At 68.2% G+C, this 25,920-nt stretch carries 20 protein-coding genes; 7 read left to right on the forward strand and 13 right to left on the reverse strand.

The window, feature by feature from the left end; all coding sequences use genetic code 11:
• Nucleotides 1-3,671 (forward strand): ATP-dependent RNA helicase HrpA (hrpA, locus tag FMQ63_RS09985; protein WP_228556400.1); only part of this gene is annotated, 3,671 nt, incomplete at its 5' end.
• Here hrpA and FMQ63_RS38680 read toward each other — a convergent pair.
• A complete protein-coding gene (locus FMQ63_RS38680; protein ID WP_020478582.1) occupies nucleotides 3,655-4,209 on the reverse strand; it encodes a DUF1629 domain-containing protein in 555 nt (184 codons plus the stop codon). The two genes, hrpA and FMQ63_RS38680, sit on opposite strands and share 17 nt — an antisense overlap.
• A gap of 616 nt (nucleotides 4,210-4,825) precedes the next feature.
• On the opposite strand from FMQ63_RS38680, the gene FMQ63_RS09995 reads away from it, so the two are divergent.
• The gene (locus FMQ63_RS09995; RefSeq protein WP_011553224.1) at nucleotides 4,826-5,386 is read left to right on the forward strand and encodes a hypothetical protein; all 561 of its coding nucleotides are present in this window, start codon (nucleotides 4,826-4,828) and stop codon (nucleotides 5,384-5,386) included.
• A 55-nt stretch (nucleotides 5,387-5,441) separates the two neighbouring features.
• Here FMQ63_RS09995 and FMQ63_RS10000 read toward each other — a convergent pair whose 3' ends face one another.
• The 4 genes from FMQ63_RS10000 to hflK all read right to left on the reverse strand — a co-directional run bounded on the left by FMQ63_RS10000 (nucleotide 5,442) and on the right by hflK (nucleotide 9,335).
• Nucleotides 5,442-5,981, reverse strand: coding sequence for a hypothetical protein (locus FMQ63_RS10000; protein WP_225909238.1), 540 nt, complete (start codon nucleotides 5,979-5,981; stop codon nucleotides 5,442-5,444).
• A gap of 128 nt (nucleotides 5,982-6,109) precedes the next feature.
• Nucleotides 6,110-7,021, reverse strand: a complete 912-nt coding sequence (locus FMQ63_RS10005; protein WP_225909237.1) for an endonuclease/exonuclease/phosphatase family protein — start codon at nucleotides 7,019-7,021, stop codon at nucleotides 6,110-6,112.
• Nucleotides 7,022-7,326: 305 nt separating this feature from the next.
• A complete protein-coding gene (gene hflC, locus FMQ63_RS10010; protein WP_011553221.1) occupies nucleotides 7,327-8,268 on the reverse strand; it encodes a protease modulator HflC in 942 nt (313 codons plus the stop codon).
• Nucleotides 8,265-9,335 (reverse strand): FtsH protease activity modulator HflK, encoded by a 1,071-nt coding sequence (gene hflK / locus FMQ63_RS10015; protein WP_011553220.1) that lies wholly within the window; start codon nucleotides 9,333-9,335, stop codon nucleotides 8,265-8,267. The genes hflC and hflK overlap by 4 nt, the downstream gene beginning before the upstream one ends.
• Before the next feature lie 161 nt (nucleotides 9,336-9,496).
• On the opposite strand from hflK, the gene FMQ63_RS10020 reads away from it, so the two are divergent.
• Nucleotides 9,497-10,543, forward strand: coding sequence for an NADP-dependent oxidoreductase (locus tag FMQ63_RS10020; RefSeq protein ID WP_011553219.1), 1,047 nt, complete (start codon nucleotides 9,497-9,499; stop codon nucleotides 10,541-10,543).
• A gap of 63 nt (nucleotides 10,544-10,606) precedes the next feature.
• On the opposite strand, the gene FMQ63_RS10025 is transcribed toward FMQ63_RS10020, so the two are convergent.
• Nucleotides 10,607-11,551: a DUF808 domain-containing protein gene (locus tag FMQ63_RS10025; protein ID WP_011553218.1), complete on the reverse strand. Its 945-nt coding sequence runs from the start codon at nucleotides 11,549-11,551 to the stop codon at nucleotides 10,607-10,609.
• 201 nt (nucleotides 11,552-11,752) lie between these two features.
• Between FMQ63_RS10025 and FMQ63_RS10030 the strand changes: the two genes are divergently transcribed.
• Complete coding sequence (locus FMQ63_RS10030) at nucleotides 11,753-13,036, forward strand: DnaJ family molecular chaperone (RefSeq protein WP_011553217.1); 1,284 nt, start codon at nucleotides 11,753-11,755, stop codon at nucleotides 13,034-13,036.
• Between the two features lie 156 nt (nucleotides 13,037-13,192).
• Here FMQ63_RS10030 and FMQ63_RS10035 read toward each other — a convergent pair whose 3' ends face one another.
• The gene (locus FMQ63_RS10035) at nucleotides 13,193-13,774 is read right to left on the reverse strand and encodes a hypothetical protein (RefSeq protein ID WP_020478581.1); all 582 of its coding nucleotides are present in this window, start codon (nucleotides 13,772-13,774) and stop codon (nucleotides 13,193-13,195) included.
• Between the two features lie 271 nt (nucleotides 13,775-14,045).
• Here FMQ63_RS10035 and FMQ63_RS10040 point away from each other — a divergent pair, with 271 nt between their 5' ends.
• Nucleotides 14,046-14,777 carry a hypothetical protein gene (locus FMQ63_RS10040; RefSeq protein ID WP_026114162.1) on the forward strand — a complete coding sequence of 244 codons (732 nt, stop codon included), beginning with the start codon at nucleotides 14,046-14,048 and terminating at the stop codon, nucleotides 14,775-14,777.
• Between the two features lie 411 nt (nucleotides 14,778-15,188).
• Here the strand turns inward: FMQ63_RS10040 and FMQ63_RS37845 are convergent, their stop codons facing one another.
• Nucleotides 15,189-15,392: a hypothetical protein gene (locus FMQ63_RS37845; protein ID WP_020478580.1), complete on the reverse strand. Its 204-nt coding sequence runs from the start codon at nucleotides 15,390-15,392 to the stop codon at nucleotides 15,189-15,191.
• A gap of 404 nt (nucleotides 15,393-15,796) precedes the next feature.
• Between FMQ63_RS37845 and FMQ63_RS38345 the strand changes: the two genes are divergently transcribed.
• Nucleotides 15,797-15,919: a hypothetical protein gene (locus tag FMQ63_RS38345; RefSeq protein ID WP_020478579.1), complete on the forward strand. Its 123-nt coding sequence runs from the start codon at nucleotides 15,797-15,799 to the stop codon at nucleotides 15,917-15,919.
• A gap of 148 nt (nucleotides 15,920-16,067) precedes the next feature.
• Here the strand turns inward: FMQ63_RS38345 and FMQ63_RS10050 are convergent, their stop codons facing one another.
• Together FMQ63_RS10050 and FMQ63_RS10055 are read right to left on the reverse strand one after the other, a co-directional pair.
• Nucleotides 16,068-16,640 (reverse strand): hypothetical protein, encoded by a 573-nt coding sequence (locus tag FMQ63_RS10050; RefSeq protein WP_216608649.1) that lies wholly within the window; start codon nucleotides 16,638-16,640, stop codon nucleotides 16,068-16,070.
• Nucleotides 16,641-16,719: 79 nt separating this feature from the next.
• A complete protein-coding gene (locus tag FMQ63_RS10055; protein ID WP_228556401.1) occupies nucleotides 16,720-18,030 on the reverse strand; it encodes an OmpA family protein in 1,311 nt (436 codons plus the stop codon).
• A gap of 250 nt (nucleotides 18,031-18,280) precedes the next feature.
• On the opposite strand from FMQ63_RS10055, the gene FMQ63_RS10060 reads away from it, so the two are divergent.
• A complete protein-coding gene (locus FMQ63_RS10060; protein ID WP_026114163.1) occupies nucleotides 18,281-19,918 on the forward strand; it encodes a fumarate hydratase in 1,638 nt (545 codons plus the stop codon).
• A 24-nt stretch (nucleotides 19,919-19,942) separates the two neighbouring features.
• Here FMQ63_RS10060 and FMQ63_RS10065 read toward each other — a convergent pair whose 3' ends face one another.
• The 3 genes from FMQ63_RS10065 to FMQ63_RS10075 form a co-directional block, all read right to left on the reverse strand.
• Nucleotides 19,943-20,167 (reverse strand): hypothetical protein, encoded by a 225-nt coding sequence (locus tag FMQ63_RS10065; RefSeq protein ID WP_011553210.1) that lies wholly within the window; start codon nucleotides 20,165-20,167, stop codon nucleotides 19,943-19,945.
• Nucleotides 20,168-20,219: 52 nt separating this feature from the next.
• A complete protein-coding gene (locus FMQ63_RS10070) occupies nucleotides 20,220-22,331 on the reverse strand; it encodes a M13 family metallopeptidase (protein ID WP_011553209.1) in 2,112 nt (703 codons plus the stop codon).
• Nucleotides 22,332-22,489: 158 nt separating this feature from the next.
• Nucleotides 22,490-25,801, reverse strand: a complete 3,312-nt coding sequence (locus FMQ63_RS10075) for a C45 family peptidase (protein WP_011553208.1) — start codon at nucleotides 25,799-25,801, stop codon at nucleotides 22,490-22,492.
• Nucleotides 25,802-25,920 lie beyond the last annotated feature (119 nt).

Below are 25,920 nucleotides of genomic sequence, written 5' to 3' on the forward strand. Positions count from 1 at the left end.
CCACCCTGCACTTCCCCCCCGAGCTCCCCATCTCGAGCCGGGTGGAGGACATCACCGCGGCCATCACCGCCCATCAGGTGGTCATTGTCGCGGGGGCCACCGGCTCGGGGAAGACAACGCAGCTACCGAAAGTCCTGCTCGCCATGGGGCGCGGCCGCCCGCGCCAGATTGGCGTCACCCAGCCCCGGCGCATCGCCGCGACGAGCGTGGCGGCGCGCGTGGCACGCGAGCTCGGCACGGAGCTGGGCACGGACGTCGGCTACCAGATTCGCTTCGAGGACCGCTCGTCCCGGCAGACGGCCGTGAAGTTCATGACCGACGGGGTCCTGCTCGCGCAGATTCACAGCGACCCACTCCTGCGCCGCTACGACACGATCGTGCTCGACGAGGCCCACGAGCGCAGCCTCACGATCGACTTCCTGCTCGGGTGGCTCAAGCGCATCCTCCCCAGGCGCCCCGACCTCAAGGTGGTGGTGAGCTCGGCCACCATCGAGACCGAGCGCTTCTCGCAGTTCTTCGGGGGGGCTCCGGTCATCCAGGTGGAGGGCCGTACCTTTCCGGTGGACGTGCTCTACGAGCCGCCTCCCGAGGACACCGAGCTCGCAGACTCCGTCGCCGATGCGGTGGCGAACGTGATCTCGCTCGACCCGGATGGGGACGTCCTCGTGTTCCTCCCCGGGGAGCGGGAAATCCGCGAGGCCGAGAATGCCCTGAACGCGCGCGAGCTCCGCGGCACGGTGGTGCAACCCCTGTACGCGCGCCTGTCGGCCTCCGAGCAGTCGCGCGTCTTCGCCACCATCCCCCAGCGCCGGGTCATCCTCGCCACCAACGTCGCGGAGACGTCGGTCACCATCCCGGGGATCGTGTACGTCGTGGACACGGGGGTGGCGCGCCTGTCGCGCTACGAGTCGCGCTCGGGCACCACGCGCCTGCACATCGAGCCGGTCTCCCAGGCCAGCGCCGACCAGCGCAAAGGGCGCTGCGGCCGCGTGCGCGAGGGGATCTGCGTGCGCCTCTACGACGAGGTGAGCTTCACCACGCGGCCCGCCTTCACCGACCCGGAAATCAAGCGCACCGGGCTCGCGGGGGTCATCCTGCGGATGAAGTCCCTCGGCCTCGGTGACGTCGAGGACTTCCCCTTCCTCGACCCGCCCCAGCCGAGGGCCATCGCCGAGGGCTGGCGGGTGCTCGAGGAACTCGGGGCCATCGAGGGCAAGGAGCGCACCTTGACGCCGCTCGGGCAGCAGCTCGCGCGCTTCCCGGTGGACCCGCGCATCGCGCGGATGATTCTCGCCGGCGCCGAGTACGGGTGCCTGGACGAGGTGCTCATCGTCGCCGCGGCGCTCAACCTGCAGGACCCTCGCGAGCGACCACGCGAGTCCGCGCAGAAGGCGGACGAGCTGCACCGGCGCTTCCGTGACGAGCACTCGGACTTCACGGGGCTCCTCAAGCTGTGGGCGTTCGTGCGCGAGGCCGAGGGCCGGGGGACGTCCCATCTGCGGCGCGTGTGCCGGGACAACTTCCTGTCCTTCCTGCGGGTGCGCGAGTGGCGGGACGTCCAGCGCCAGCTCGAGGAGACCGTCCGCGAGCTGCGCCTGCCGCGCAAGGGCCGGGGCGCCCCGGCGCGCGGGGACGTCCTGCACCAGGCGCTCCTCACCGGGCTCCTTTCCCGCATCGGCCAGTGGCATCCGGAGCAGCGCCACTTTACGGGCGCGAAGCAGACGCGCTTCATGGTTCACCCCTCGTCGGCGCTCGCGAAAAAGCCCCCTGCCTGGGTGATGGCGTTCGAGCTCGTGGAGACGTCCCAGCTGTTCGCGCGCACCGTGGCGAAGCTCGACCCGGAGTGGCTCGCGGCGGCGGCCCCCCACCTGCTCAAGCGCAGCTACTCCGAACCGCACTGGTCGGAGAAGTCCGCGCGCGCCATGGTGAAGGAGAACGCGACCCTCTTCGGGCTTCAGGTCTTCAAGGAGCGCCCCGTGGCCCTGGCCAGCATGGACCCCGCCCGGGCACGGCTGATGTTCCTCGAGCATGCCCTGGTGCGCGGCGAATACCGCACCCGGGGGGCGTTCCAGGAGAAGAACCGCCAGGTGCTCGAGCGCGTGGCGCGCCTGCGGGACAAGGCCCGGCGCAGCGAGCTGCTCGACAGCGAGGCGCTGCTGACGTTCTTCGACCAGCGCGCCCCGGCGGACGTGACGGACGGAGCGGGCTTCGAGGTCTGGCGCCGCAAGGCCGAGGCGGCCGACCCCGGCGTGCTCGTCCTCTCGATGGAGGACGCCCTCTCACACGACCCGGACCTGTCCCCGGCGCACTACCCGGACGCGATCACCCTGCACGGCGCGTCCGTGCCGGTGACGTACACCTTCGACCCCTCGGCCGAGGACGACGGCATCACCCTGAGCGTGCCGCTGCTGCTGCTCGCCCAGTTGGTCCCGGGTGAGCTCGACTGGACCATCCCCGGGTGGCAGCGGGAGAAACTCACCGCCCTGCTCGAGCAGCTCCCCCGCGCCCAGCGCAAGCAGCTGGGGCCGTTGCCGGAAATGGTCGACCGTCTCGAGAAGGAACTGGTGCCCTTCCGCGGGCCGATGATTCCAGCGCTCGCGCGTGCGGTGTCCCGCCTGTGCGGCATGGACGTGACGGAGGAGTCCCTCCGGGCGGATGCCGTGGTGCCGTACCTGCGCCTCACGCTCCGGGTGCTCGACGAGCGGGGAAAGGAGCTCGCGCGGAGCCGCGACGCCGATGCGCTGCTCAAGCAGCACGGGGGACATGCACGGGCGGCGCTGCGCAGCGCGGCACCGCCTTCAGACTGGGAGCGCAAGGGGCTGACGGCCTGGACCTTCGGCGAGCTGCCCCCCGTGGTCCCCCGGCGGGTCGGCGGGCTCGAGGTCCGCAGCTATCCCGCGCTCGTCGACCGGGGCGCTGCCGTGGACCTGGTGCTGCTCGAGACATCCTCCGCCGCCGAGGCGGCCACGCGCACGGGGGTCCGCCGGCTCCTGATGCTCGCCGCGCGCGGACACGTGGCCGTCAGCGCCGCGCGCATGCCGCTGCCCTTCCCGTCCCTGGACGGCGCGCCGCCCGCGCGGGGCCAGGCCGACGCCTTCCGGGCACTCGTCCTCGCACGAAGCGTCGACGATGCGTTCAAGCTCGCACCGGGTGCGCCGCTGCCCCGAACGAAGGCGGCCTTCGAGGCGCTGGTCCGTGAGGGCTCACCGCGCATCGAGAGTGCGGCCCGGGACTGGGCGAACGCCATTGTTGTCACCTCCGCGGAGCTCGCCGCGACGCTCGCGGCACTCAAGGCGGCATCAAAGGGACCGAGCGGCGCGGCGGCCGTGCGGGACATCCGCTCGCAGCTCGGGCACCTGTTCCCCGCGAACCTCATCGAGTGGATTCCCTTCGTGCGCCTGCTGCACTACCCGCGCTACCTCCGCGCGGCCCAGGCACGGCTGTCGCGTGCGGTGGCGAACCCCAGCAAAGACGCAGGGAAGGCCGCGCCCTTCACTCCCCTGTGGGAGACCTTCCTCGCCAGGCGCGCCACCGTGCGTGACCAGGAGGCGGCGCAGGAGCTGCGGTGGGCCTTCGAGGAACTCCGCGTGGCCATCTTCGCTCCGGAGGTGACGACGCCCGTGTCGGTGACGGTGGCGAAGGTCGGCGCGGCCCTCACGGCGCTGCGCTAGAAGTGGGTGGCTGTGCGTCCGCCACGAGCGCATCGGCGTCCTCAAGGTGCTGCCGCCCGACTGCCACCGCCGGCCGGTAGGGTGGGCCGCGCCCCCCCGGTGACTCCGGCCAGAACGAGCCTGTCCGACGCTTCAGGGGGCTACACCACTTCGCCCTATCGATCCTCAGAGCCGAAACGGAACGGTATTCGCCAACGCGGTCCTCAAACGCCTCCGCAGTACGAACCTGAATCTCTTCGGGCGCCGCTTCGTCGATGCAACAAATCTGACGTGCGACATTGAGCAGAAAATAGGGCCTCGAATCGCCCTCCACATCCACGGGGAAGCGCTGAATATCTCCAGGCGCCAAGTTCCTAAACACAGATGCAGCTCGCTCACTGAGTAGAGGGGTCGCCCCCACCCCTGCGAACTCGATATCAAGCGGCTCTCCAGGCCGAGAGCTCGGAACCCGAAGTCTCCTATCGACCTCGACTGGCCTCCCCTGTCTGAACCGCCAGAAGTCTTCGATCTCCCGACCGTCCGGCTTGGTTGGGTCCACCAGATACCAACGCTCCCCTCACATAGACATCCATCTTGAGATTGAAAAAGCGCGCGAGCGCCAAGGCCAGCACGAGCGCACCGAGCTTCACTTGTCGCCCCCGGTGTCGAACTCCTCCGGCATTGCCTCCGTGGGCGCCCGCTTCAACATCCCGCTGAGCGACTAGGGAAGGCACGACTCGGGAGAGTCCGGCAGTGTCCGGCATGGCTTCGGGGCGGGACTCGTCCTGACGAGGAAGTCACCCTTCGTGGCGATCAATCACAGCACACACAAACCTGACCGCTCATGAAGCTGACAGTGAATCGAAGACCCATGAGAGGCATCACTGCCGTCATCGCGGCGCATCACAAACTCGCAACCCATCACGCGCTCCACCTGGGATGTGTTTGACCCACTCACCCGCGCTCGTTCCTGGCATGACGCTCCACAAGTCTGCTTTGCCCCAGCGGCAACCCCTTAGCCTGACATCCCGATGACGTGCGCCACGCCCAGGGCGCAATCATCCATATCCACTGAATTACCACGCTTACTCGTTTTGATTTGAACTCAATTCAAGACCGGTGCTAGTAAGGAATTGGCTTCGGCCGACCCCGCACAAACAACACAGGAGTAGTCCATGACGAGGAACGTGAAGCGTTTCCTGGCTGGCTCGCTGCTGTCTCTCACCCCGTCGATCGCTTTCGCCGGACAGATCGAACTCGACTTCCCCGACTTCCTCACCCAGCGCAGCGAGTACGTCAGCCTCCGTGAGGGGGCGGTGCAGGTACCCGTGCGGAAGGGCCCCTCGGTGGAGGCCATCGGCCCTGCCGTTGAAGACTTCTTCGTCTCCAACCAGGCCGGCGTCGACCTCCACCTGGGCATCCAGATCCTGACGGGCTCGTTCAATGGCACCTGGAACACCCACCCCGTCCCCCCAAGCACCTATGGTGGGTTTCAGGTCGGCGCCCCCGCCCCCGCCCCAACGGTTATCCAGCAGTACTACTACACGGTCGACCCGGCGAACCCGGCTGGCTCGAAGACCTGTGTCTGGCGCGTGGAAGTCACGGACAACGCCGGCGCCTGCAACGCGCAGGTCTTCTTCGGAACCTATGGCGGCGCCATCTGCACCGTCGACGCGGCCCAGTCGTCCATCGACCCGGTCACGTGTCAGACGCAGGTCGTCACCAACATGCAGTGAGTTGAAGCTCGCGCCACCAGGGCCGCTCCGGGAGGCCCTGGTGGTGCGTGCACCGTCATCGACGGTCGGCACGGCTCCAGCGGAACGTCAGCCCGGTATAGCCGGCGGGCGGGCGGCTCCCACCCCTCAGGCCCAGGGGAAACTCGAGGCCCCCCTCTGCTCGCACTTCGAAGGAGGGGCTCAAGCGATACCCGATGCCCAGTGAACCTCCCGGTGCGAGCAACAGGTTCGCGCCATTGAACCGCCCTTGAAAGGCGGTGAGCGGTCCCGCGAAGGCGCCCGTCAGCGATGCGCCACCAGTCAGAGTCCACGCGCGGCTCAGCCGATAGTCGAGCAGCGTCTGCGCGCCGAGCCGGAGATTGACGGGCTCCGTGTAGTTGTTGGTGACGGGCACGTACCAGATTCCCGCGCTCGGAGCGACGGACCACGTCCACCGGGACTCCTCGATGAGCCGGTGCCGTGTTCCAAGCTCCAGGCCCAGCAACGTGAGACGGCCGCCCCAATCCCAGTTCTCGCCAGCGCCCTTGCGGAAGGTGAGCTCGGGGCTGGGGAGGTACGCCTGTTCCCGCCCACGCTCGAAGGCCAGCGCGTTCAATGAAACGCCGACCTCTGTCGTCCCAACGGGGGTTGTCGCAGCGCCGATGTTCCGCGCACCGCTCAGACAGCCAGGAGCGAGAACGAGCGCCCCGCCCACCCATAGTGCCCGTGTGCCGAAGCCTCGCATCATCGGGGCCATGCGAACCGCACCCAAACGGGATGGTGGTCGCTCCCCGCGGGACGCCGGTCCACGCCGCGCTCCAGCGGAGCGAGCCCCTGGGCGAAGACGAAGTCGAGCGGGAGGCCGCCAATCACGGAGTCCACCGTGTCCCCCACGCCTTCCGAGGCCCATTGGAAGTCCCGCTCGGAAAACAGCTTCACCATCTGCCTCAGGCTTCCCGGGTCCGAGGTATTGAAGTCACCGGCGATGACCTGCACGGGTCCCGTCCCCTCCATCGCGTCGATGATGGTCTCCGCCTGGTCCAGCCGCCCGCCGAGCCCGACGATGGGCGTGGCGTTGTGCACGGAGGCCGTTTGAACCAGGGTCCCACCGATGTCCAACGTCGCGAGGACCGCGATGCGGCGGCGCTGATGGTACGGGTCGTCATGTGGAAGGTGGACTTTCCGGTCCGCGACGATGGGCCACCGGCTCAAAAGCGCGTTCCCGAAGTCGTCGTCGTCCACCTGCACGGAGGCAGGGTAGTAGACGTAGGCCAACCCCAGCTCACTTGCGATGCGGTCGACGGACGCGGCGTCCATCTCCTGCATCGCGATGACATCCGCCCCCGCGAGCGGAGGCCTTGAGAGCGCGGTGATGGCCTCGGTGACCTTTTCCGCGAAGGACAAGTTGAACGTCACCACGGTGATGGAAGCGGGCGCCTCGGAGGAGACGGTATCAGGCTTCCGATGGTCGCCGCTGTACCGGGGGCCGGCCTCATCGGTGTAGTTCTCCGCGAGCGGGCATCCCGTCAGGAACGTGAGCAGGAGAAGCGCCCACGGCGGCGCGATGCGCAGCCGTTGGAGGTAGCCAGGCTGCCAGACGCCTTCTCTGGCGCCAGGCGCCTCCGCCGCGGCGTCGCGTGCGTTGTTGCATTTCAAGGACCCGTGCATCGCGCCACTGAACGAAGCAGCGCCCCAGAGATTCCTTCCACCGCAGCGCCGACACCGCACCGCTCCCTCCAACGGGCGCAGAGCAACAGAGGGAGTGAACGCCTTGATGGAGCAACCGCTTCATGGCCCAAACCAACCAGGCAGCCGGATGCGGTGCTTGCACAGATGCACTCAGTCACCTGCGGAGTGAGCCCAGTCCTCCACCTCGCTCGCGGCGGCACGAATCACCGCAAGTACGGCACGGCAGCGGGGCATCAGCGGCCAGGATGCCGTTGACGCCCCGCCCTTCCCGCCTACTTCTTGGAGCTGCTGCGCAGGTACCGGTAGAACTCGGACTCGCCGCCCAGGAACAGCGACGTGGAGCTGTCCACGACGTCCGGGTAGGCCTCCAGCGTCCGCATGAACTGGTAGAACTCCGGGTCCCGGCCGAAGGCCTCCGCGTAGATCTTCGTCGCCTCGGCGTCCGCGGCGCCGGTGACGTCCTGGGCCTTGCGGTAGGCCGCCGAGCGGATCTCCTTCAAGTCACGCTCACGCTGGCCCCGGACCTCCGCCGCGCGGCCCATGCCCTCCGAGCGGGAGCGCTCGGCGATGCGCTTGCGCTCGGAGATCATCCGCTCGAACACCTTCACCTGGACCTCGTCCACGTAGTTGATGCGGCGGATCTGCACGTCGACCAGCTCCACCCCGAACTCCTTGACGATCTCCGCGGCCCGCAGCCGAATCTGGCGAGTGAGCTTGTCCCGCCCCTGGGCGACCTGCTCCAGCGACTCCGCCCGCTCCGTCTCGGCGGTGTACTCGTCGTCCTCGAAGGGACGGTTCGTGGAGCGGACCGCCTCAATCAGCGCGAACGACGCGATGGTGTTGCGCGTCTCACCGTCGATGATGTCGTCGAGCCGGGACTGCGCGTTGCGCTCGTCCCGCAGGCGCTGAAAGAAGCGCAGCGGGTCCACGATGCGCCAGCGACCAAAGGTGTCCACCCAGATGTACTTCTTGTCCTTGGTGGGTATCTGGTTCGGGTCACCGCGCCAGTCCAGCCACCGCTTGTCGAAGCGGTTCACCGTGTCGACAAAGGGCATCTTGAAGTGGAGCCCCGGGTCTACGACGGACGCGCCCTTCGGCTCGCCGAACCGCGTGATGACGGCCTGCTCGTGCTCGCTCAGGGTGTAGGTCGCGGAGAAGCCCAGCACCACGGCCAGGACGGCCAATACGCCAAGGGGAATGACAAGGCGGCTCATCGGCGGCCCTCCGTCTGGCTCGCGCTCCCGGACACCGCGGGGTCGGTCGCCTGCATGTTCAACAGCGGCGTGAGCCCCTTGACGGACTCATCCAAGACGACCTTCTGCCCGGCGCTCCGGAGCACCTGGCTCACGGTCTCCAGGTACATGCGGCGGCGGGTGACGTCCGGCGCCTTGCGGTACTCCTCGTAGACGCGAGCGAAGCGGTCCGCCTCCCCCTTGGCGCGGTTCACACGCTCAATGGCATAGCCCTCGGCGCTGCGCAGCGCCTCCTCGGCCTCGCCCTTCGCGCGGGGGATGACGCGGTTCAGCTCGGCATAGGCCTCGTTGATGACGCGCTCCTTCTCCTGGATGGCCTGGTTCACCTCGTTGAAGGACGGCTTCACCGGGTCGGGCGGGTTCACGTCCTGGAGGACCACCTGCTGGATGTCCACGCCCGTCTCGTAGCGGTCCGCCAGGTCCTGGAGCAGCAGCTTGGCCTGGGTGGCCACCGCCTGGCGGCCCGTGGTGAGGACCTCATTCACCGAGTGGTCTCCCACGACGGCCCGCATCGAGGCCTCGGAGATGTCCCGAAGCATGCTCTCCACGTTCTTCACCTTGAAGAGATACTTGTACGGGTCCTTGATCTTGTACTGGACGATCCACTCCACCACCGCGACGTTGAGGTCACCGGTGAGCATGAGCGACTCGCGCTTCGTGTCCGATGACTCCGCCGCATAGGCAGAGCCCATGCGCGAGCGGGAGGCCTCCGTGCGGAATCCGAACTCCGCCTTGAGCTGACGCTGCACCGGGACCTTCACGATGCGGTCCACCCAGAAGGGCATCCGGAAATGCGGGCCCGGCTCCACCGTTCCCACGAAGCGCCCCAGCCGGAGGATGACGCCCACTTCGTCCGGCTCCACCTGGGCGTAGCTGGTCATCAGCCCCACCAGCAGGAACAGGCCGAGCACCGCGAACAGGATGCGGCGCCCGATTCCAGGCCCCAGTTGCCGCCGAAGCTCACGTAGGACGTCTGACGGGTCCCGCCCTCGTGGGTCGGAATTCATGACGCGAGGATTCCATGACATCCATCCGTCTTCCCCCGTACAGGCTGCTCATGCAAGGGGCGCCACGAGAATTCCAGCCAGCCGGGCACCATGCGCAGCGCTCACGCGCTTGACCGGTATGGGCATGTCACTCCGGTCACTTCGATTGACGCTCCACGGCACGGTCATTAGGGAAGCCGCACTTGCCAGGGAGGAATCCGTTGAGAGACCTGACCAACCGACGAATCGTGCTCGCATCCCGGCCCGAAGGACGTCCCACTGGGGAGAACTTCCGCATCGAGGACGTCTCCGTACCGGAGCCCGGCGAAGGTGAGCTCCTGCTGAAGGTCCAGTACCTGTCGCTGGACCCGTACATGCGAGGCCGGATGAGCACCGCGAAGTCGTACGCCCGCCCACTGGACCTGGGCGAGGTCATCGTCGGCGGCACCGTCGCCCGCGTCGTCCGCTCCCGACACCCGGGCTACGCGGAAGGCGACATCGTCCTCTCCTACTCGGGCTGGCAGACCTATTCGCTGTCCAAGGGTGAAGGTCTGCGCAAGCTCGACCCGGCCGCCGCCCCTGTCTCCACCGCGCTGGGCGTGCTCGGCATGCCGGGATTCACCGCCTACTCGGGCCTCTTCACGATTGGACGGCCTCAGCCCGGTGAGACGGTGGTCGTCGCCGCGGCCAGCGGTCCTGTCGGCGCGACGGTGGGGCAGTTGGCCAGAATCAAGGGCGCGCGAGCGGTGGGCATCGCGGGCGGACCGGAGAAGTGCGCGTACGTGCGTGACGAGCTTGGCTTCGACGCCGTCGTGGACCACCACGCTCCGGACTTCGCCGAGCGTTTGAAGGAAGCCTGCCCCAAGGGCGTGGACGTTTACTTCGAGAACGTGGGCGGCGCGGTCTGGGACGCCGTCTTCCCGCTCCTCAATCCGTTCGCGAGAGTCCCCGTCTGCGGCCTCATCGCCTGGTACAACAGCACGGGTCCCTTCGAGGGCCCGAACCGGCTGCCCCTCGTCATGCGCGACGTGCTCTCCAAGAGCCTGACGCTGCGAGGCTTCATCCAGACGGAGTTCGTCAGCCAGCTCCCGGATTTCTACCGGGACATGAGCGCATGGGTGCGCGAGGGACGCGTGCGCTACCGCGAGGACATCGTCAACGGGCTCGACCATGCGCCCGAGGCCTTCGTCGGGCTGCTGGAAGGCCGCAACTTCGGCAAGCTCGTGGTGAAGGTGGACGAAACGGCATGACGGCCGACGCGTGAAGCACCCCCTGCGTGCCCGGAACACTCGGGCACGCAGGGGCAACCTGGCTCAGCTCGGCTTGGCCCGTACGGACTGGAAGGCCCGCGTGGCGCCCGTCACCAGCAGAACGATGAGGCCACCCGCGATGACGCCGGCCACCGCGTTCATCAGAGACGGCACGAGCGCGCCCAGCAGTCCGCCAACGCCTGGCACCGCCGCAACCGCGGCGGTCGCGTGCTCGATGAAGTGATGCAGGGGCGCGATGCCGTGCGTGAGGATGCCGCCGCCCACCATGAACATGGCGGCCGTGCCCACGATGCCGAGCCCCTTCATCAGATATGGCGCGGTGGCCAGGATGCCCCGGCCCAGGCTCCGCTTGACCCCGCCCTCCGCCTTCATCAGGTAGAGGCCCGCGTCGTCGAGCTTCACGATGCCCGCGACCAGGCCGTACACGCCCACCGTCATGAGGAGTGCGATGCCCGTCAGCACGGCAACCTGCATCCCGAAGGACGCGGCGGTGAGCGTTCCGAGCGAAATGACGACGATTTCGGCGGACAAGATGAAGTCGGTGCGGATCGCGCCCTTTATCTTGTCCTTCTCCATGGCGACCAGGTCCACCGACGGGTCCGCCACTGCATTGACGCGCTCCTGCTTCTGCGCCGCCTGCTCCTCCTTGCCGTGCAGGAACTTCTGGGCCACCTTCTCGAAGCCCTCGAAGCACAGGAAGGCGCCACCCAGCATCAGCAGCGGGATGATGGCCCAGGGCGCCAGCGCGCTGATGGCCAGCGCCGCGGGCACCAGAATCGCCTTGTTGACCATCGAGCCCTTGGCGACGGCCCAGACGACGGGCAGTTCGCGGTCGGCGCTGACGCCGGAGACCTGCTGGGCATTGAGGGCGAGGTCATCCCCAAGCACACCAGCGGTCTTTCGGGTCGCGACCTTCGTCATCGCCGCGATGTCGTCCAGCAGGCTGGCAATGTCATCAATCAGGGTGAGGAGGCTGCTTCCGGCCACGTGGTTCGTCCTGGTGTAGAGGGCACGGGCGCGTCGCGAAGACGTCCCAAACCCTGGATATAGCCTGGATTAAGCGCGTCCACGCGGCTTCGAAAGCCACTACCCCCGGCTTTTCCTCCACCCCGCCGCCGTCCTATTTTCCCTGGGTTTGCCGAACAGGGCTGTGAGCGAGCGCGCTGGACCTGGCCGGCCGGATGGGGCATGCGTGGGGCCCACCCGCAACCCGAGCCCTATCCCGGCCCGGCCATCCCGCGAGAGAAGTCCATGCGAGCCTGCCCGTGCTGCAGGGAGGTGCTGACCGCCGGCATCCTGGGCCTGGGCGTCCGCCGCCTCGCGGGAAGCTGCGAGGTTTGCGGCGACACGGTCTGCCAGGTGTGCCTGAGCACGCAGGTCCTGGAGGCCGGTGACTTCCGGCAACGCCCGGTGGCGCCCGGCCACGAGAACCGGAAGGCCCGGGGCCGCGTCTGCCGCGCCTGCTGGTGGGAGCACCTGACGGAGCGAGGCATCAAGCCTCCGTTCCCCGCCCCGCCTGGACAACGCGAGCGGGCCGCCCACGCGGCGAGGTCATCCTGCCAGCACCCGGACGTCACGCAGGCCATGGGCTTCTGCCCTGGCTGCGGCGACGAAGTCGAATGGAGGGCCGAGCACGGCAACCCCGTCTGCGTGGCGTGCGAGGCACCCTCGCACCCGCTCTTCAATCACTGCTGGGCATGTGGCGAGTCCTTCGACGAAGCCAACGCGCCCGAGCCCGTGGCCCAGGGCTACCGGCTCGAGTTCGACTGCGACGCGGATGACTGCACCGGGAAGCTGGCGTGGCTGATGCCCTACTGCCCGTGGTGCGGAGAAACGAAGCACTGGGAGCCCGCGAGCGGTGGCGACCTGGAGTGCACCGAGTGCGAGCACCGCTTGGACCGCGCGTGGGCCCACTGCGTGCGGTGTGGCGAAGAAGCCCCCCTGCCAGACGACTGCCTCCGGTGCGGCCAGGACCTGGACGACGCTCCCTCCGCCGCGCGCTGCGAGTCGTGCCGCAACATCGTGTGTGGGGACTGCTTCGACACACGCGTGGTTCCCTCGGCCTCCGGCGAGCCCCAGGAGCGGCTCCTGTGCACCACCTGCGGCGTGGGCTTCGACCGGCCCGCGCCTCCCGCCGAGCCCCCCGAGGAGGAGGAAGAAGCGGAGGCCGAGGACACCGCCGAGGACGCCGACGACGCGGACGACACGCCAGACGCGGAGCCTGAGCCTGAACCGGAGCCTCGTACCGAAGCGCCTCGCGCGCCTGAACCGGAGCCGGTGGCTTCTGCCTGGGAGGTGCTGGGAATCACGCCCGGCACTCCGCTCGCGGATGCACGGCGAGCCTACTTGTCACTGGTGGCCCAGTATCATCCGGACAAGGTCGCGCAGCTCGGCCCCAAGCTGCAGGCCCTGGCGCAGGAAGAAACGCGCAGGCTCATCGAAGCTTGGGAGTACGTTCGCAGGAAAACCTAAGACACAGGCAGAACTTTGTTTCCAGGAACCCACGCGCAAGCTGGCGCAGTCCTGGGGTGATGCGGCTACGCGGTGAACCGCGCGTTCTGACGCAGCGTCCGCAATCCCCGGCGCGAGGCCGGACCTCACCCGGTCCGGACCTCGTACCCTCCAGGTTCAGGCATGAGAGGACGGCTGCACGTCCGCGCCCCTCCGAATCTTGTCGGAGCGCTCCCGCAGCTCTCGCCACGAGTCCTCGAAGTCCTTCTTCAGCTTCGACCAGTTCTCACCATGGCTGCTCATCAATCGGCGCAGCGCGGACTCCGTGTCCTGGAGTGAGCGCCGGATGAACTGGAGTTCCTGCCGCGTGAGCCGTGAGTCCTCGGCCCGGGACTGCGCGACGGACGCCTCCCAACCATCTACCTGCGCGCCAAGCGCTCGAAGCTCCGCCTCACGCTTGCGCTCGTAGCCGGCACGGACAAGCGCCATCTTGGCATCCATCTCGATGACGGCCTGATTGGTGTCGTCGTAGGACTTCCGGAGTTCGGCCTTGCCCTGCTCGAAGTTCTGCGTCTGCCGCTTGCTCAGCTCATCCAGCTTGATGCGAAACGTGTCGAAGACGCGGCGAATGCCGGACATGTCCTTGAGCTCATCGCTCGCCTGGCGGACGTCTGCCTGCGCCTCCGTTTCGGCAATCCGGGCGTCGAGCCTCCGCTTCTCCGCATCCATCTGCTTCACATAGGCCTCTTGCTCCGTCATGACGCGTGTCTCCTTCCGCGCGACCTTCCGGGCGCGGCGCTGTGCTGACGTCATGCATGAGGGCTCACCCCCATGGACGCACACACTGCGACGGACGAGGCCCGGGCGTCCGGCTCACCGGGCCGGCTGCGGATGGGGCGTACTCCCGGCGCCTAGCTGCCCCCGCTTGAATTCCCCCTACAGGCCAGAATCCCACATTGCACGTCAGGGCAAGACGCCATGCTGCGTCGAGGGCGACAACCCACTCTTCAGAAAAATCGGAAGTACCGTCATGCCGAAGCTGAACCAGATCATCGCCGTCGAGAAGGGCGTCAAGAACCGCTCCCAGCAAGAGCTGACCCAGGCCCATCACGACCTCCAGAAGCCGCAGTTGCTCAGCGGCATCTCCCGCACGTATCAGCCCCGCGACGAGGAGGGTGAGCGCTTCCCCCCCGAATCCACCCGCGTGCAGGTACGAACGCAAGACGTCCTCAAGAAGACGCAAGAGATTCTCACCCGGCTCTTCGACGTCACCGCCACCAAGGACCTCACCAACTGTCACGCGAAGGCGGACGTGCGCGTGGATGGCAGGGTCCTGCTCAAGGGTGTTCCCGCCACGTATCTGCTCTTCCTGGAGAAGCAGTTGGTGGACCTTCACACCTTCGTGAAGAAACTGCCCACGCTGGACCCGTCGGAGTCGTGGGTTCCCGACCCGGCGCAGGGCCTGTGGGCCACCGAGCCCGTGCAGACGGCGAAGACGAAGAAGGTTCCCCGCAACCACGTGAAGTCCGAGGCCACCGAGAAGCACCCGGCCCAGGTGGAGGTCTATTACGAGGACATCGTCGTCGGTTACTGGAAGACGGTGAAGTTCTCGGGGGCGCTCCCCGCCACGCGCATGAATGACCTGCTGGAGCGCGTGGAGAAATTGCAGCAGGCCGTCAAGTTCGCCCGCGAAGAGGCGAACGCCGTCGAGGTGGAGGAAATGAAGGCCGGCGAGGCCCTCCTCGGCTACCTGTTCGGCTAGACTCACGGCCGCAGACCTTTTGGAGTCCAGACTCAAACTCAGCAGCAGCCTCACGCCGAGCGTTCTCCGGCCGTCCCCCAGTGCAGGTTCGAGCCCTGCCCCCGCCATTCAGCACCACCTGCGGCGGGGTAGCCCAATCACGGTAGAGGCAGGCGGCATCACGAGCGCGCGAAGCACCCCAAACTCAAATTCTCACTCCAGACTCAGCATTCGCTGTCGCAGGCCCGATCAACCGTTCCCGCCCCCTCCCTCGTGATGCTGGTGCAATTCCAGCCCGCCGCTCCATTTCCCCTTGCGCGGCGGTCGTTCAATCGCAGGACCCGAGGTCTCAACCGCAGGCAGGAACTTAAACGTGCGGGTCTCATCCATGGCAGCAACCCGAGCCCGGGCAGGAGGACACCCTGCTCGGGCTCACTCTTTTCCAGCGGCGCGGCGGGACTTGACGCGCCTGGGCGACACGGGCGAAGGCTGGAACCTCAACCGCGACAGCACGAAGCAGGAAGCCCCGGAGACGCGCGCCATGGCCGCGCTGCACCAGACCTGGTGGCCCCATGTCTTCATCGACTGCCACACCACGGACGGCAGCATCCACGCCTTCGACCTGACGTTCGACACGTCCCATTCGAACGAGCCGCTCTTCTCCAAGCTGCGCGCCTACAACCGGGGCATGTTGGAGCGCGTCGCCAAGGCCGTGCAGGGCCGCCATGGCTTCGACAGCTTCTGGTACGGCAACTACAAGGACGAAGGCGACCCGCGCTCGGGCTGGCACACGTACCCGGCGCTGCCGCGCTTTGGCAGCCACTACCGGGGCCTGCTCGGCCGGCTGGACGTGCTGCTGGAGACGTACAGCTACATCGACTTCCCGCGCCGCTGCGCGGTGATGCGCGCGTGGCTGCTGGAGCTCTTCCGCGACGCGGCCCGACCGCCGCCGCCTACCGCGCCATCACCGACGAGACGCAGGCGGACATCATCGCGCGGGGCAAGTCTCCCGACGTGGAGGCGCTCAGAAGCCCAAGCCGGTGCGCTTCGAGACGGTCCTCACGGTGGCCCCGGAGCGCACCACACGCGAGTTCCCCGCGGGGACGCTCTACGTGCCCACGGCCCAGCGCGCCGGCACGCTCGCCGTGTACCTGCTGGAATGACGGCTTCTGCAGCTGGCAGTTCCTCGCCGGCGCCATCACCACGGGTGCGCTGTACCCGGTGCACCGCGTGGTGGGCTCCGCCACCGCGCCAAAGAAGGCGGAGTAGCCCCGCCGCCGGACCTGGCGGCCGGGGCCTCGCGGCGGGCGCTCAATGGCGCCGGCCGGGGGTACGCCGGTCGTCACGGACTTCCCGCCGGGTCTGGTTCAGTTCCCGCTCCGCCACCTGGATGAGCTCCAGGATGAGCGTGCGCTTGTAGTTCAAGGCCCCGGGCTGCCGCAGTCCCTCGATTTCGTCGAGCTCGCGGGCGATGGCCTTCCGGGTCCGCAGCGCGGCGTGCTCGGCGCGCAGGTCGTTCCGGGCTTCGGCCGCGGAGGCACGGCCCCACATGGCTGCCCGGGGGCCGCCCCACTGGGCCACGCGCGCATCCCGCCGGGTCCGCCGCGACTGCGCCCTGTCCTTGGACAGCTCCCGCTCGCTCTCCGCCAGTTCGGCACGAAGGAGCTTGCGCAGACTGACCTCCACGTTCGCCATCTGCCGTTCGCTCCGGCTGCTCCACGCGGCGTCGAAGCGGGCCAGCAGGTTCCGCAGGTCCTCCAGGTCGCGGCGGTCATCGCGCAGCTCGCTCCGCTCCACGCGCGTGGGACGGGGACCGTAACCCTGGGCCTGCGCACTGCCAGTGAGGAGAAGGGCTGCGACCAGCGCGGATGCGATGCGGTTCATGGGGTGCGTCCTCGTGAGCTCAGGGCCCGCCGTCGTGTTCATGAGGACAGACGCATGCACCGTGGTTCTATTCAGCCCCCTACTCCTTGCGCACCAGCACGAACTCCACGCGGCGGTTCAGCTCGCGCCCGCGAGGCAGCAGGTTCGGCGCCTTGGGCCGCGTGTCGCCCAGGCCCACGGTTTCGATGCGCGACGCGTCCAGTCCCGCGTCGACCAGGGCCTTGGCCACGGCTGCGGCGCGGGCTTCGGACAGCGTCTTGCGGGCGGCCGCCGCGGGGCGTTCGCGGTTGTCGGTGTGGCCTTCAATGCGGAGCCGGAGCTTCTCGTCCCGCACGAACATGTCCATCAGCAGGGCCAGTCCCGCGGTCGTTCCGTTGCGTGGCGCGGCCTGCTTCTCCGCGAAGCGCGGCATGCGCGGCAGCTCCACGACCTCCTTCTTCAGGCGGACCTTCTGGGACTTCGACACCGGCGCCTTCGCCAGGGTGAAGGACACCGTGGGCACCGCCTCCCGGGAGAGCGTCACCTTTCGCGTCTGCGCCAGGTAGCCCTGGGACAGGACGTCCAGCCGGTACTCCCCGGGCGGCAACATGACCTCCACCGGCTTGCGCGCCTTGCGGTCCACCATCACCCGCTGCGGCGCCCCGGTGGCGGACTTCACGTACACGGTGGCCGCGGCGGGCCGCTTCCCCGCGAGCACCTTCAGCAGCAGCTTCGCGGGAGCCACCGGCCCTTGCTCTGGCGCCTCCACCGTCTTCACGGGCGTGGCAACGGGCGGCGTCGGCGAGATGGGGGCCGTCACGGGGGGCGGGGTCGGCTTCGCGGGAGCCTGCGCCACCGCGGCCACGGGCGCACCCGCATCCAGCACGTCGGGAATGGCCACGTCCGCCATGGCGGCCGTCATCTCCGCCTTCACGTCATGGGACAGCTTCAGCTTCAGCCGGGGGTCCGGCGCGGTGGGGTTGATGGCGGGCAGCACCCGCACCCGCGCCCGCAGGCCACGCTGCACCTGCACCGTCACCGACGCCGTCAGCTTCCAGAGGAAGCCGCTCTCCTCGCTGAAGAGGTTCCAGGATTCGTTGGCGTAGGTGACGTGCGAGACGAGCGTGTAGGAGCCCTCCTCCACCGTGAGCACCGCGAGCCGGTGCAGCCCAGGGCCGTTGAGCTTGTCCAGGCCGGGGATGGCCAGGGGCTGGCCGTTGACGAGGAAGTCCGCCTCCACCAGCTTGTAGCCGCGCGACGTGCCCGCTCCGGGAAGGCCCTCGAAGGAGATGACGATCTCCGGCGGCGGCGTCTTCACCATCTCCTGGAGCTGACGGTCCAGGTCCTCGCGCGCCCGCTGCTCCACGGCGGACGGCTCCGCCGCACGCGCGGAGGTGGCGAGCAGGGCCATGAAAACCAGAAGGGGAACTTGAACGGAGATGGCGGCCACGGGGGCTCACAGCATCGCACAACCTGGCGGCTCCGCGAGTTGTCCGCCACCCAGGCTGACGACCAGCCAACCCTCGGCCACCTTCCCTCCCCTGTCCATGTATCAGGCTGTATCTGGAGTGAAGGGACTTGTAGCTCCCATGCTGGGAGGTTTTCTCGCGCCGCGAGTTCCAGCTACCCACGAGGGCCGCATCAGCGCTACGCCTACGGGTATGACCGACTTCCAGTTCCAGGACATGCTGCCGCTGGGCAAGGACGAGACGCCGTACCGGCTGCTCTCCAAGGACCACGTCTCCACCTTCGAAGCCGGCGGCCGCACCTTCCTCCAGGTCGCGCCCGAGGCGCTCACCCTGCTCACCCGCGAGGCCATGCGCGACATCGCGCACCTGCTGCGCCCCGGGCACCTGAAGCAGCTCTCCCACATCCTCGAGGACCCCGAGGCGTCATCCAACGACCGCTTCGTGGCGCTGGAGCTGCTGAAGAACGCCAACATCGCCGCCGGCGGCGTGCTGCCCTCCTGCCAGGACACGGGCACCGCCATCGTCATGGGCAAGAAGGGCCAGTACGTCATCACCGGTGGCAATGACGAGGAGGCCATCTCCCGCGGCGTGTTCGAGACGTACCAGACGTCGAACCTGCGCTACTCGCAGATGGCGCCGCTGGACATGTACAAGGAGGTCAACACCGGCAACAACCTGCCCGCGCAGATCGAGCTCTACGCGACGGACGGTGACGCCTACAAGTTCCTCTTCATGGCGAAGGGCGGCGGCTCCGCCAACAAGAGCTACCTGTTCCAGGAGACGAAGGCGCTGCTCAACCCGCAGAGCCTGCTGAACTTCGTGGACGCGAAGATCCGCTCGCTGGGCACCGCGGCCTGTCCGCCGTACCACCTGGCCATCGTCATTGGCGGCACCTCCGCCGAATACGCGCTGAAGACGGCCAAGTACGCCTCCGCCCGCTACCTGGATTCGCTCCCCACCGAGGGCAACAAGCTGGGTCGCGGCTTCCGCGACGTGGCGCTGGAGCAGGAGATCCTCAAGCTCACGCAGCGCACCGGCATTGGCGCGCAGTTCGGCGGCAAGTACTTCTGCCACGACGTGCGCGTCATCCGCCTGCCCCGCCACGGCGCGTCCTGCCCGGTGGCCATCGCGGTGTCGTGCTCGGCGGACCGGCAGATCCTGGGGAAAATCACCCAGGACGGCATCTTCCTGGAGCAGTTGGAGGCCGACCCGGCGAAGTACCTGCCGGAGACGACGGACGGGGAGCTGGGCGGCGAGGTGGTGAAGATCGACCTCAACCGCCCCATGAGCGAGATTCGCGCGGAGCTGTCGCGCTACCCCATCAAGACGCGCCTGTCGCTCAGCGGCCCCCTGGTGGTGGCGCGCGACATCGCCCACGCGAAGATCAAGGAGGTGCTGGACGCCGGCAACGGCATGCCCCAGTACCTCAAGGACTACATGGTCTACTACGCGGGCCCGGCGAAGACGCCGGAAGGCTATGCCTCGGGCTCCTTCGGCCCGACGACGGCCGGCCGCATGGACGCGTACGTGGACCAGTTCCAGGCCGCGGGCGGCAGCTTCGTGATGCTGGCCAAGGGCAACCGCTCCCCCGCCGTCACCGAGGCCTGCAAGAAGCACGGTGGCTTCTATCTGGGCTCCATCGGCGGCCCGGCGGCGCGGCTGGCCAAGGACTGCATCACCAAGGTGGAGGTGCTCGAGTACGCCGAGCTGGGCATGGAGGCCGTGTGGAAGATTGAAGTGGTGGACTTCCCGGCCTTCATCGTCGTGGACGACAAGGGCAACGACTTCTTCGCCAACATCAACAAGCCGTCGGCGGCGAAGAAGGCCTGAACGGGAGCCACCCGCCCCTGACGCTCAGGGACGAGGCGGCTCCCCGACCTTGGGAGCCGCCGTGGCGGAGGCGCGGCGCTTCGGGATGATGGAGCGCCGTGGCCCCCTGAGGGCCACGCCCAACAGCATGGTGGCAGGGAGCAGCATTCCCAGCCCCTGACTGAAGTTGTCAGGGGGCTTCACGATGGCCCCCAACACCAACACGGAGAACAGCAGGCCACAGACGAGCCGGACGGCGAGAGCGTTCACGCCTCCAGCCTAGACAGCCCGTGGCCGCTGTCCACCGGCCCGTACCGCGGGGCTACCAGATCTTGACGCGCTGCTCGGGCGGCAGCCAGTTGGCGTCCCCCTGCTTCACGCCGAAGGCCTCGTAGAACTCCGGCATGTTCCGCACCACGCCGTTGACGCGGTACTGCGGCGGCGAGTGGGGGTCGGTCAGCAGCATCTGCCGCATGGCATCGTCCCGGTACACGCCACGCCAGATCTGCCCCCAGCCCAGGAAGAAGCGCTGGTCGCCGGAGAAGCCGTCGATGACGGGCGGCATCTTGCCCTGGGTGGACAGCTTGTAGGCCTGGTACGCCACGGTGAGGCCGCTCAGGTCGCCGATGTTCTCGCCCAGCGTGAGCTTGCCGTTGACGTTCATGGCATCCAGCGGGCTGAAGCCGTTGTACTGATTCACCAGCATGTTGGTGCGCTGCTCGAAGCCCGACTTGTCCTCGGGCGTCCACCAGTCACGCAGGTTGCCGTCGCCGTCGGAGCGGCTGCCCTGGTCGTCGAAGCCGTGGCTGAACTCGTGGCCGATGACGCCGCCGATGGCGCCGTAGTTCGTCGCGTCGTCCGCCTCCGGATTGAAGAACGGCGGCTGGAGGATGGCGGCCGGGAAGACAATCTCGTTCATCGTGGAGCTGTAGTAGGCATTCACCGTCTGCGGCGTCATGCCCCACTCCTCGCGGTCGATGGGCTTGCCCAGCTTGCCCACCGCGCGCTGGTGATCGAACAGCTCGCCCCGGCGGACGTTGCCCACCAGATCACCGGCGACGATGTCCAACGACGAGTAATCCCGCCACTTGTCCGGGTAGCCAATCTTCACGCCGAACTTCTCCAGCTTGGCCTGGGCCTGCGCCTTGGTGGCGGGGCTCATCCAGTCCAGTCCGTCGATGCCCTTGCGGAAGGCCTCACGCAGGTTGGCCACCAGCTCCTGCATGCGCTTCTTGGAGTCGGGGCTGAAGTGGCGCTCCACGTAGAGCTGGCCCACGGCCTCGCCGACGACCTCGTTCACCTGGGCCACGCCGCGCTTCCAACGCGGGCGGTTCTCCTCCAAGCCCTGGAGCGTCTTGCCGCGGAACTCGAAGTGCGCCTGCTCGAAGGCGCTGCTGAGCAGCGGCGCGCGGGTGTCCAGCACCTTCAGCGCCAGGTACTGCTTGATGACCGGCAGCGGCGTGGACTTCAGCAACCCGCCCAGGGACTCCAGGTAGTCCGGCTGACGGACGATGACGGAGGGCGTGGCCTCCGCACCGGACGCCTTGAGGAAGCGGCCCCAGGAGAAGCCCGGGGTCAGCGCGTCCAGCTCCGCGACCGTCTTGGGGTTGTACGTCTTCTCGCGGTCGCGGTTGCGTGCCCGGTCCCACTGCTTCGCGGCCAGCGCCGTCTCGAACGCCATCACGTCCTGGGCGGCCTTCTTCGCGTTCTTCTCACCGGCCAGCGTGAGCAGCTTCTCGATGTAGGCCACGTACGCGGCGCGGACCTCGACGAAGCGCGGCTCCTGCTTGGTGTAGTAGTCCCGGTCCGGAAGGCCCAGGCCCAACTGCGTGGCGTAGACGGTGTACCGCGTGGCCTGCTTCTGGTCCTGGCCCACGAAGATGCCGAACGGCACCGGCACGCCTTCGCGCAGCAGCGTCGCGAACAGCTCCGGCAGCGCGTCCGAGCGCTTCACGGCCTTCACGCGCTCCAGTTCGTCGCTCACCGGCTTCAGGCCCAGCGACTCGATGTGCTGGGTGTCCATGAAGCTGTTGTAGAGGTCACCCACCTTCTGCGCGGTGGAGCCGGGGTGGCGCTCCTTCGCCGCGGCGGACTCCTCGATGATGGCGCGCATGGCCAGCTCGGCCTTGTCCGCCAGCTCGATGAAGGTGCCGTAGCGCGCGCGGTCCGCGGGGATGGACGTCGTCTTCAGCCAGTTGCCGTTGACGAAGGCGTAGAAGTCGTCCTGCGGCCGGACATCGCGGTCCAGGTGCTTCAGCTCCACGCCCAGCGAACGCACGGCTTCCGTGGAAGCGGCCTGGACGGCGGGCACGGCCGAAGCAGGCGCGTCATCGGAGGGGGTCGGCTGCTGCGTGGTGGCACAGCCGGTGAGGAGCAGGGTGCCCAAGGCGCTGCGGGTCCAGGCACGGCGGGAGAAGGTCTTCAGGGGGCTCAATGCGGCTCCGTGAGGAAATGAGGGGCGGCGAATGCTGCCAGACGCGGAGGGTCGTCGTCCCTCCGGGCAGGCAGGAAAAACACCCGGGCCCGTCCCCTATTCCATGGAGCGGGCCCCACCCGCACCTTTCGCGCGGTGGGGCCCCCTCGCAGCGTGCGCTAGCGCTGCGGCTGGCCCAGCACCGGCGCCGGTACAGGCGTGGGCGCTGGCGCGGCGGGCGGGGCGGCGGGCGTCACCGCGACGTCCTGGGCCAGCGCGTCCACGTCGTGGAAGCCCTTGGCGCTCACCTCGGCGCCCCGGTACAGGGCCCAGCCCGGCAGGCCGCGCTGGTAGGCGCGCGTCATGTGCCAGAGCTGAAGTCCACTGTTGGACACGAACAGGTACATCGACCGCTTCGGGTTCCACGGATTCGGCAGCGCGACGGCCAGGCCATCATCCGGGCGGCCGTACGTCTTGCCCTGCCAGCGGAAGTAGCGCCGCCCCAGCTCCACGGGGAGCTTCTTCTCGGTCGCCAGCCGCGCCAGCAGCGCGTTGTCCTCCGCGCCGCCGAAGAGCACCAGGTCCCGGTCCGCCAGCTCCGCGTCCGTCACCTCGGCGTCCGGCTTGATGGGCATCAGGTACTCCACGAACGCGTCGGCCAGCACCTCCCGGTAGCCCAGCGCCAGCGTGCGCATGGACTCCGTCTGGCGCGCCGTGCCGTGCACCAGGAGCAGCTTCTCCCAGGCGTCGAGCTGGTTCGACAGCGTCTGGTGCTGCTCCCGCGGCACCGGGATGTCATTGCCGGCGTTGAACACCACGCGGACGGGTGGCTCCGCCGTGCGGAAGGTGAACGTCTCGTTGAGGCCCTTCACCTCCACGCGCTCCAGCGTGGCGCCCTTCGCGGTGCGCACCTCCACCATCGCAACGAAGTGCCAGGGGCGCGAGCCGGGCTGCTCCACCTTCAGCGTCACCTCGTAGCCGTCCTTCACCTGCGCGGCGCTGGTGCGGATGCGCGGCTGCGGCAGTCCGGTCTGCTCCACCCACTGCGACACGAAGAGGCCCACGTCCCTGCCGGTGGCCTCCAGCACCGCGCGCTTGAAGTCCGCGGTGGTGACGTTCTTGTTGGCGTAGCGGCCATGCAGGGCGTTCATCGCCTTGGAGAAGTGGGCGTTGCCCAGCAGCAACCGGAGCTGGTGCAGCAGGAAGGTGCCCTTGATGCGCGGCAGCATGTAGGCGCCGTAGCGGCCGTAGTCCGTCTTCGCGGAGGCTGGCACCACGTCCGCCTCGCGCGAGGTGGTGAAGAGGTAGCGCGCGTTGAGGTCGGCCAGGGCGTTGCGCTGGTACTCGAAGGCCTTGTCGGACGAGTCTCCGTCCGCCGGCAGGTCCTTGAGCAGCTTCCAATACGCGGCGGTGCCGCTGACCAGCCAGTTCTCTCCGTCCGTCGCCGGGAACATGGTGTTGGCCCACAGCAGGGGCCTGCCGAAGACGAGCGCGTCCTTCACCTTCGACACGTCGCGCTTCAGCGCGGCCGGCTCCGTGGGAGGCGTCCACCCCTTGCGCGCGGCCCCCAGCTTCTCCGCGACGAAGACGGGGCTGAAGGCCGTGTAGCCCAACGACAGGTGCGGCGTGGCGCCAGGCAGGTCGGGAATCCACCGGCCGCCCACCATCTTCTCGCGCAGCGTCGTCTTGCCGTAGTGGGCCAGGAACATCAGCTTCTGGGCCATCTCCGACGTGGTGACCTTGCCATCACACGCGTGGGGCCGGTTGATGGGGCTGGAGGCCATCATCCGGATGGCGGTGTCCAGGTCGAAGCCCTTCTTGCCGTACTTTGCGTAGTACTCCCAGAAGGCGATGTCGCGGTTCCAGGTGTTGAAGGACAGGTCCACCGGAGCGTTGTCCGGGTTGGGCACGTACTCCTTGCGCACCTCCAAATCCCGGTTGTTGTTGTTGGCCCAGATGAAGTCCTTGAGATTGCCCGGCGTGTCCCCGGCCTGCCCCTTGCCGCCGGTGCGCCACAGGCGCGTCTTCTTCGTCCCCAGCAGCAGGCACGCGCCCTCATCCGTCTTCGTGTCCGCCAACGTCCAGTCGTTGGTGTAGAGGCCGTTGTTGCCGTCCTTCATGATGCGGGCGACGTCGTCGATGGACGACGCGTACTGCGCGGCCTTGCGGATGCGGTTGCTCTGGGGCGTGCCATTCATGTCGAACGGCGACTGCCCCACCGTCGTCTCGCCAATGACGATGCCGGCGGCATTGACGTACCAGTCCGAGCCGCTGTGAATGCCACCCGGGAAGGTCTGCATCACGAAGCGGTGGCCCTTGGTGGGCTTCACGTCCAGCACCACGTCCCAGTGCACGCCCGTGTAGCCGCCCCACATGAAAATCTGTCCCATGATGGCGCGGCCATCCGGGGTGGCGGATTTGGTGGCCACGAAGGAGGAGCAGTGGTCCCCCTTCCCCGCCCGCTCCGCGTCCTCTTCCGCCTTGAGGAAGGTGCGGCCGGTGAGCGGCGTGCCCGTGGCCCGGTTCGCCTCGGCGAGCTGCCCCGCGTCCACGGCGGAGTTGAGCGTGACGATGTCCAGCAGGTCCAGCTCGCGGTCCTTGAACTTCGCGCCCGCCTTGTTGGCGCCGTCCGCGATGCCCTTCATCTCCTCCAGGAACTCCGCGTCGTACTTGCGCAGGAAGAGCGCGTCCGCGAGCAGCCGCTGGTGGTTCCACCCCTTGGAGGCGTCCGTCCTGTCCTTCTCGATGCCGAGCTTCTCCATGTAGCGGACGATTTCCTGCGGCACCAGCTGGCCGAACTGGTGGCCCCGCTCGTAGGGCTCGCCCTCGATGTGGACGTAGATCCACCCGCCCTCGTCATAGCGGAAGCCCTTGCCGGCCCAGCGCACCGACTCCAGCGGAATGTAGGCGGTGATGTCGTCCACCTTCTCGATGCGGACGTCGTCGAACCAGGCGGTGCCCGTGGCCTTGCCGTTGCGGCCCAGGTGGAGCTGCACCCGGTCCGAGGACTGGGTGGCGAAGAAGAGCACCGACGCGCGGCCTCCCGCTTCCGCTGCGGGCGCGGGTGAGCAGTTGGTGAAGGGGAAGCTCTTCATCGACAGGCAGGCGCCATGCGCCGTGGGGTAGCGCGCCTGCGGGTCCGTCTGGACGCCTCGCGTGCGCACCCAGGCGCTGAGCCGATAGAGCTGGCCCACCTGGAGCTTCATCGCCTCGGATTCCACCGTTGTCTCGGCGCCGCCCACCGGGTTCTCGATGGCCAGGCCGCGAGTGCCCTCCACCTTCGCCGCGGCGCTGCCGGATGCCTTCCCCTGCCCTCGGGACTTCCAGAAGGCGGGGAGCGAGCCGGAGCCGCCCGCAATCTCGAAGTTCCCGTTGGGCACGGCGACGGGCGTGGAGGCGGGCGCGGCGGCCCAGGAGGGTGCCGCGTGAAGCGTGCTCGCGGACAACAGCAGCGCGCCAAGCAGCTTGGACGTCATGCGAAAGGAGGACATGAGGCTCCCAGCCCGGAAGGGACACCGGGCGACGGGTAGAGGTGGCCGGGGCGCATGACACCCCCGCCATCCCCGAGCGTCAATCGCGATACTCCACGACGCGGCGATGACGCACGGCG

This window comes from Myxococcus sp. CA005 (genome assembly GCF_006518205.1).
Taxonomy (GTDB): Bacteria; Myxococcota; Myxococcia; order Myxococcales; family Myxococcaceae; genus Myxococcus; species Myxococcus xanthus.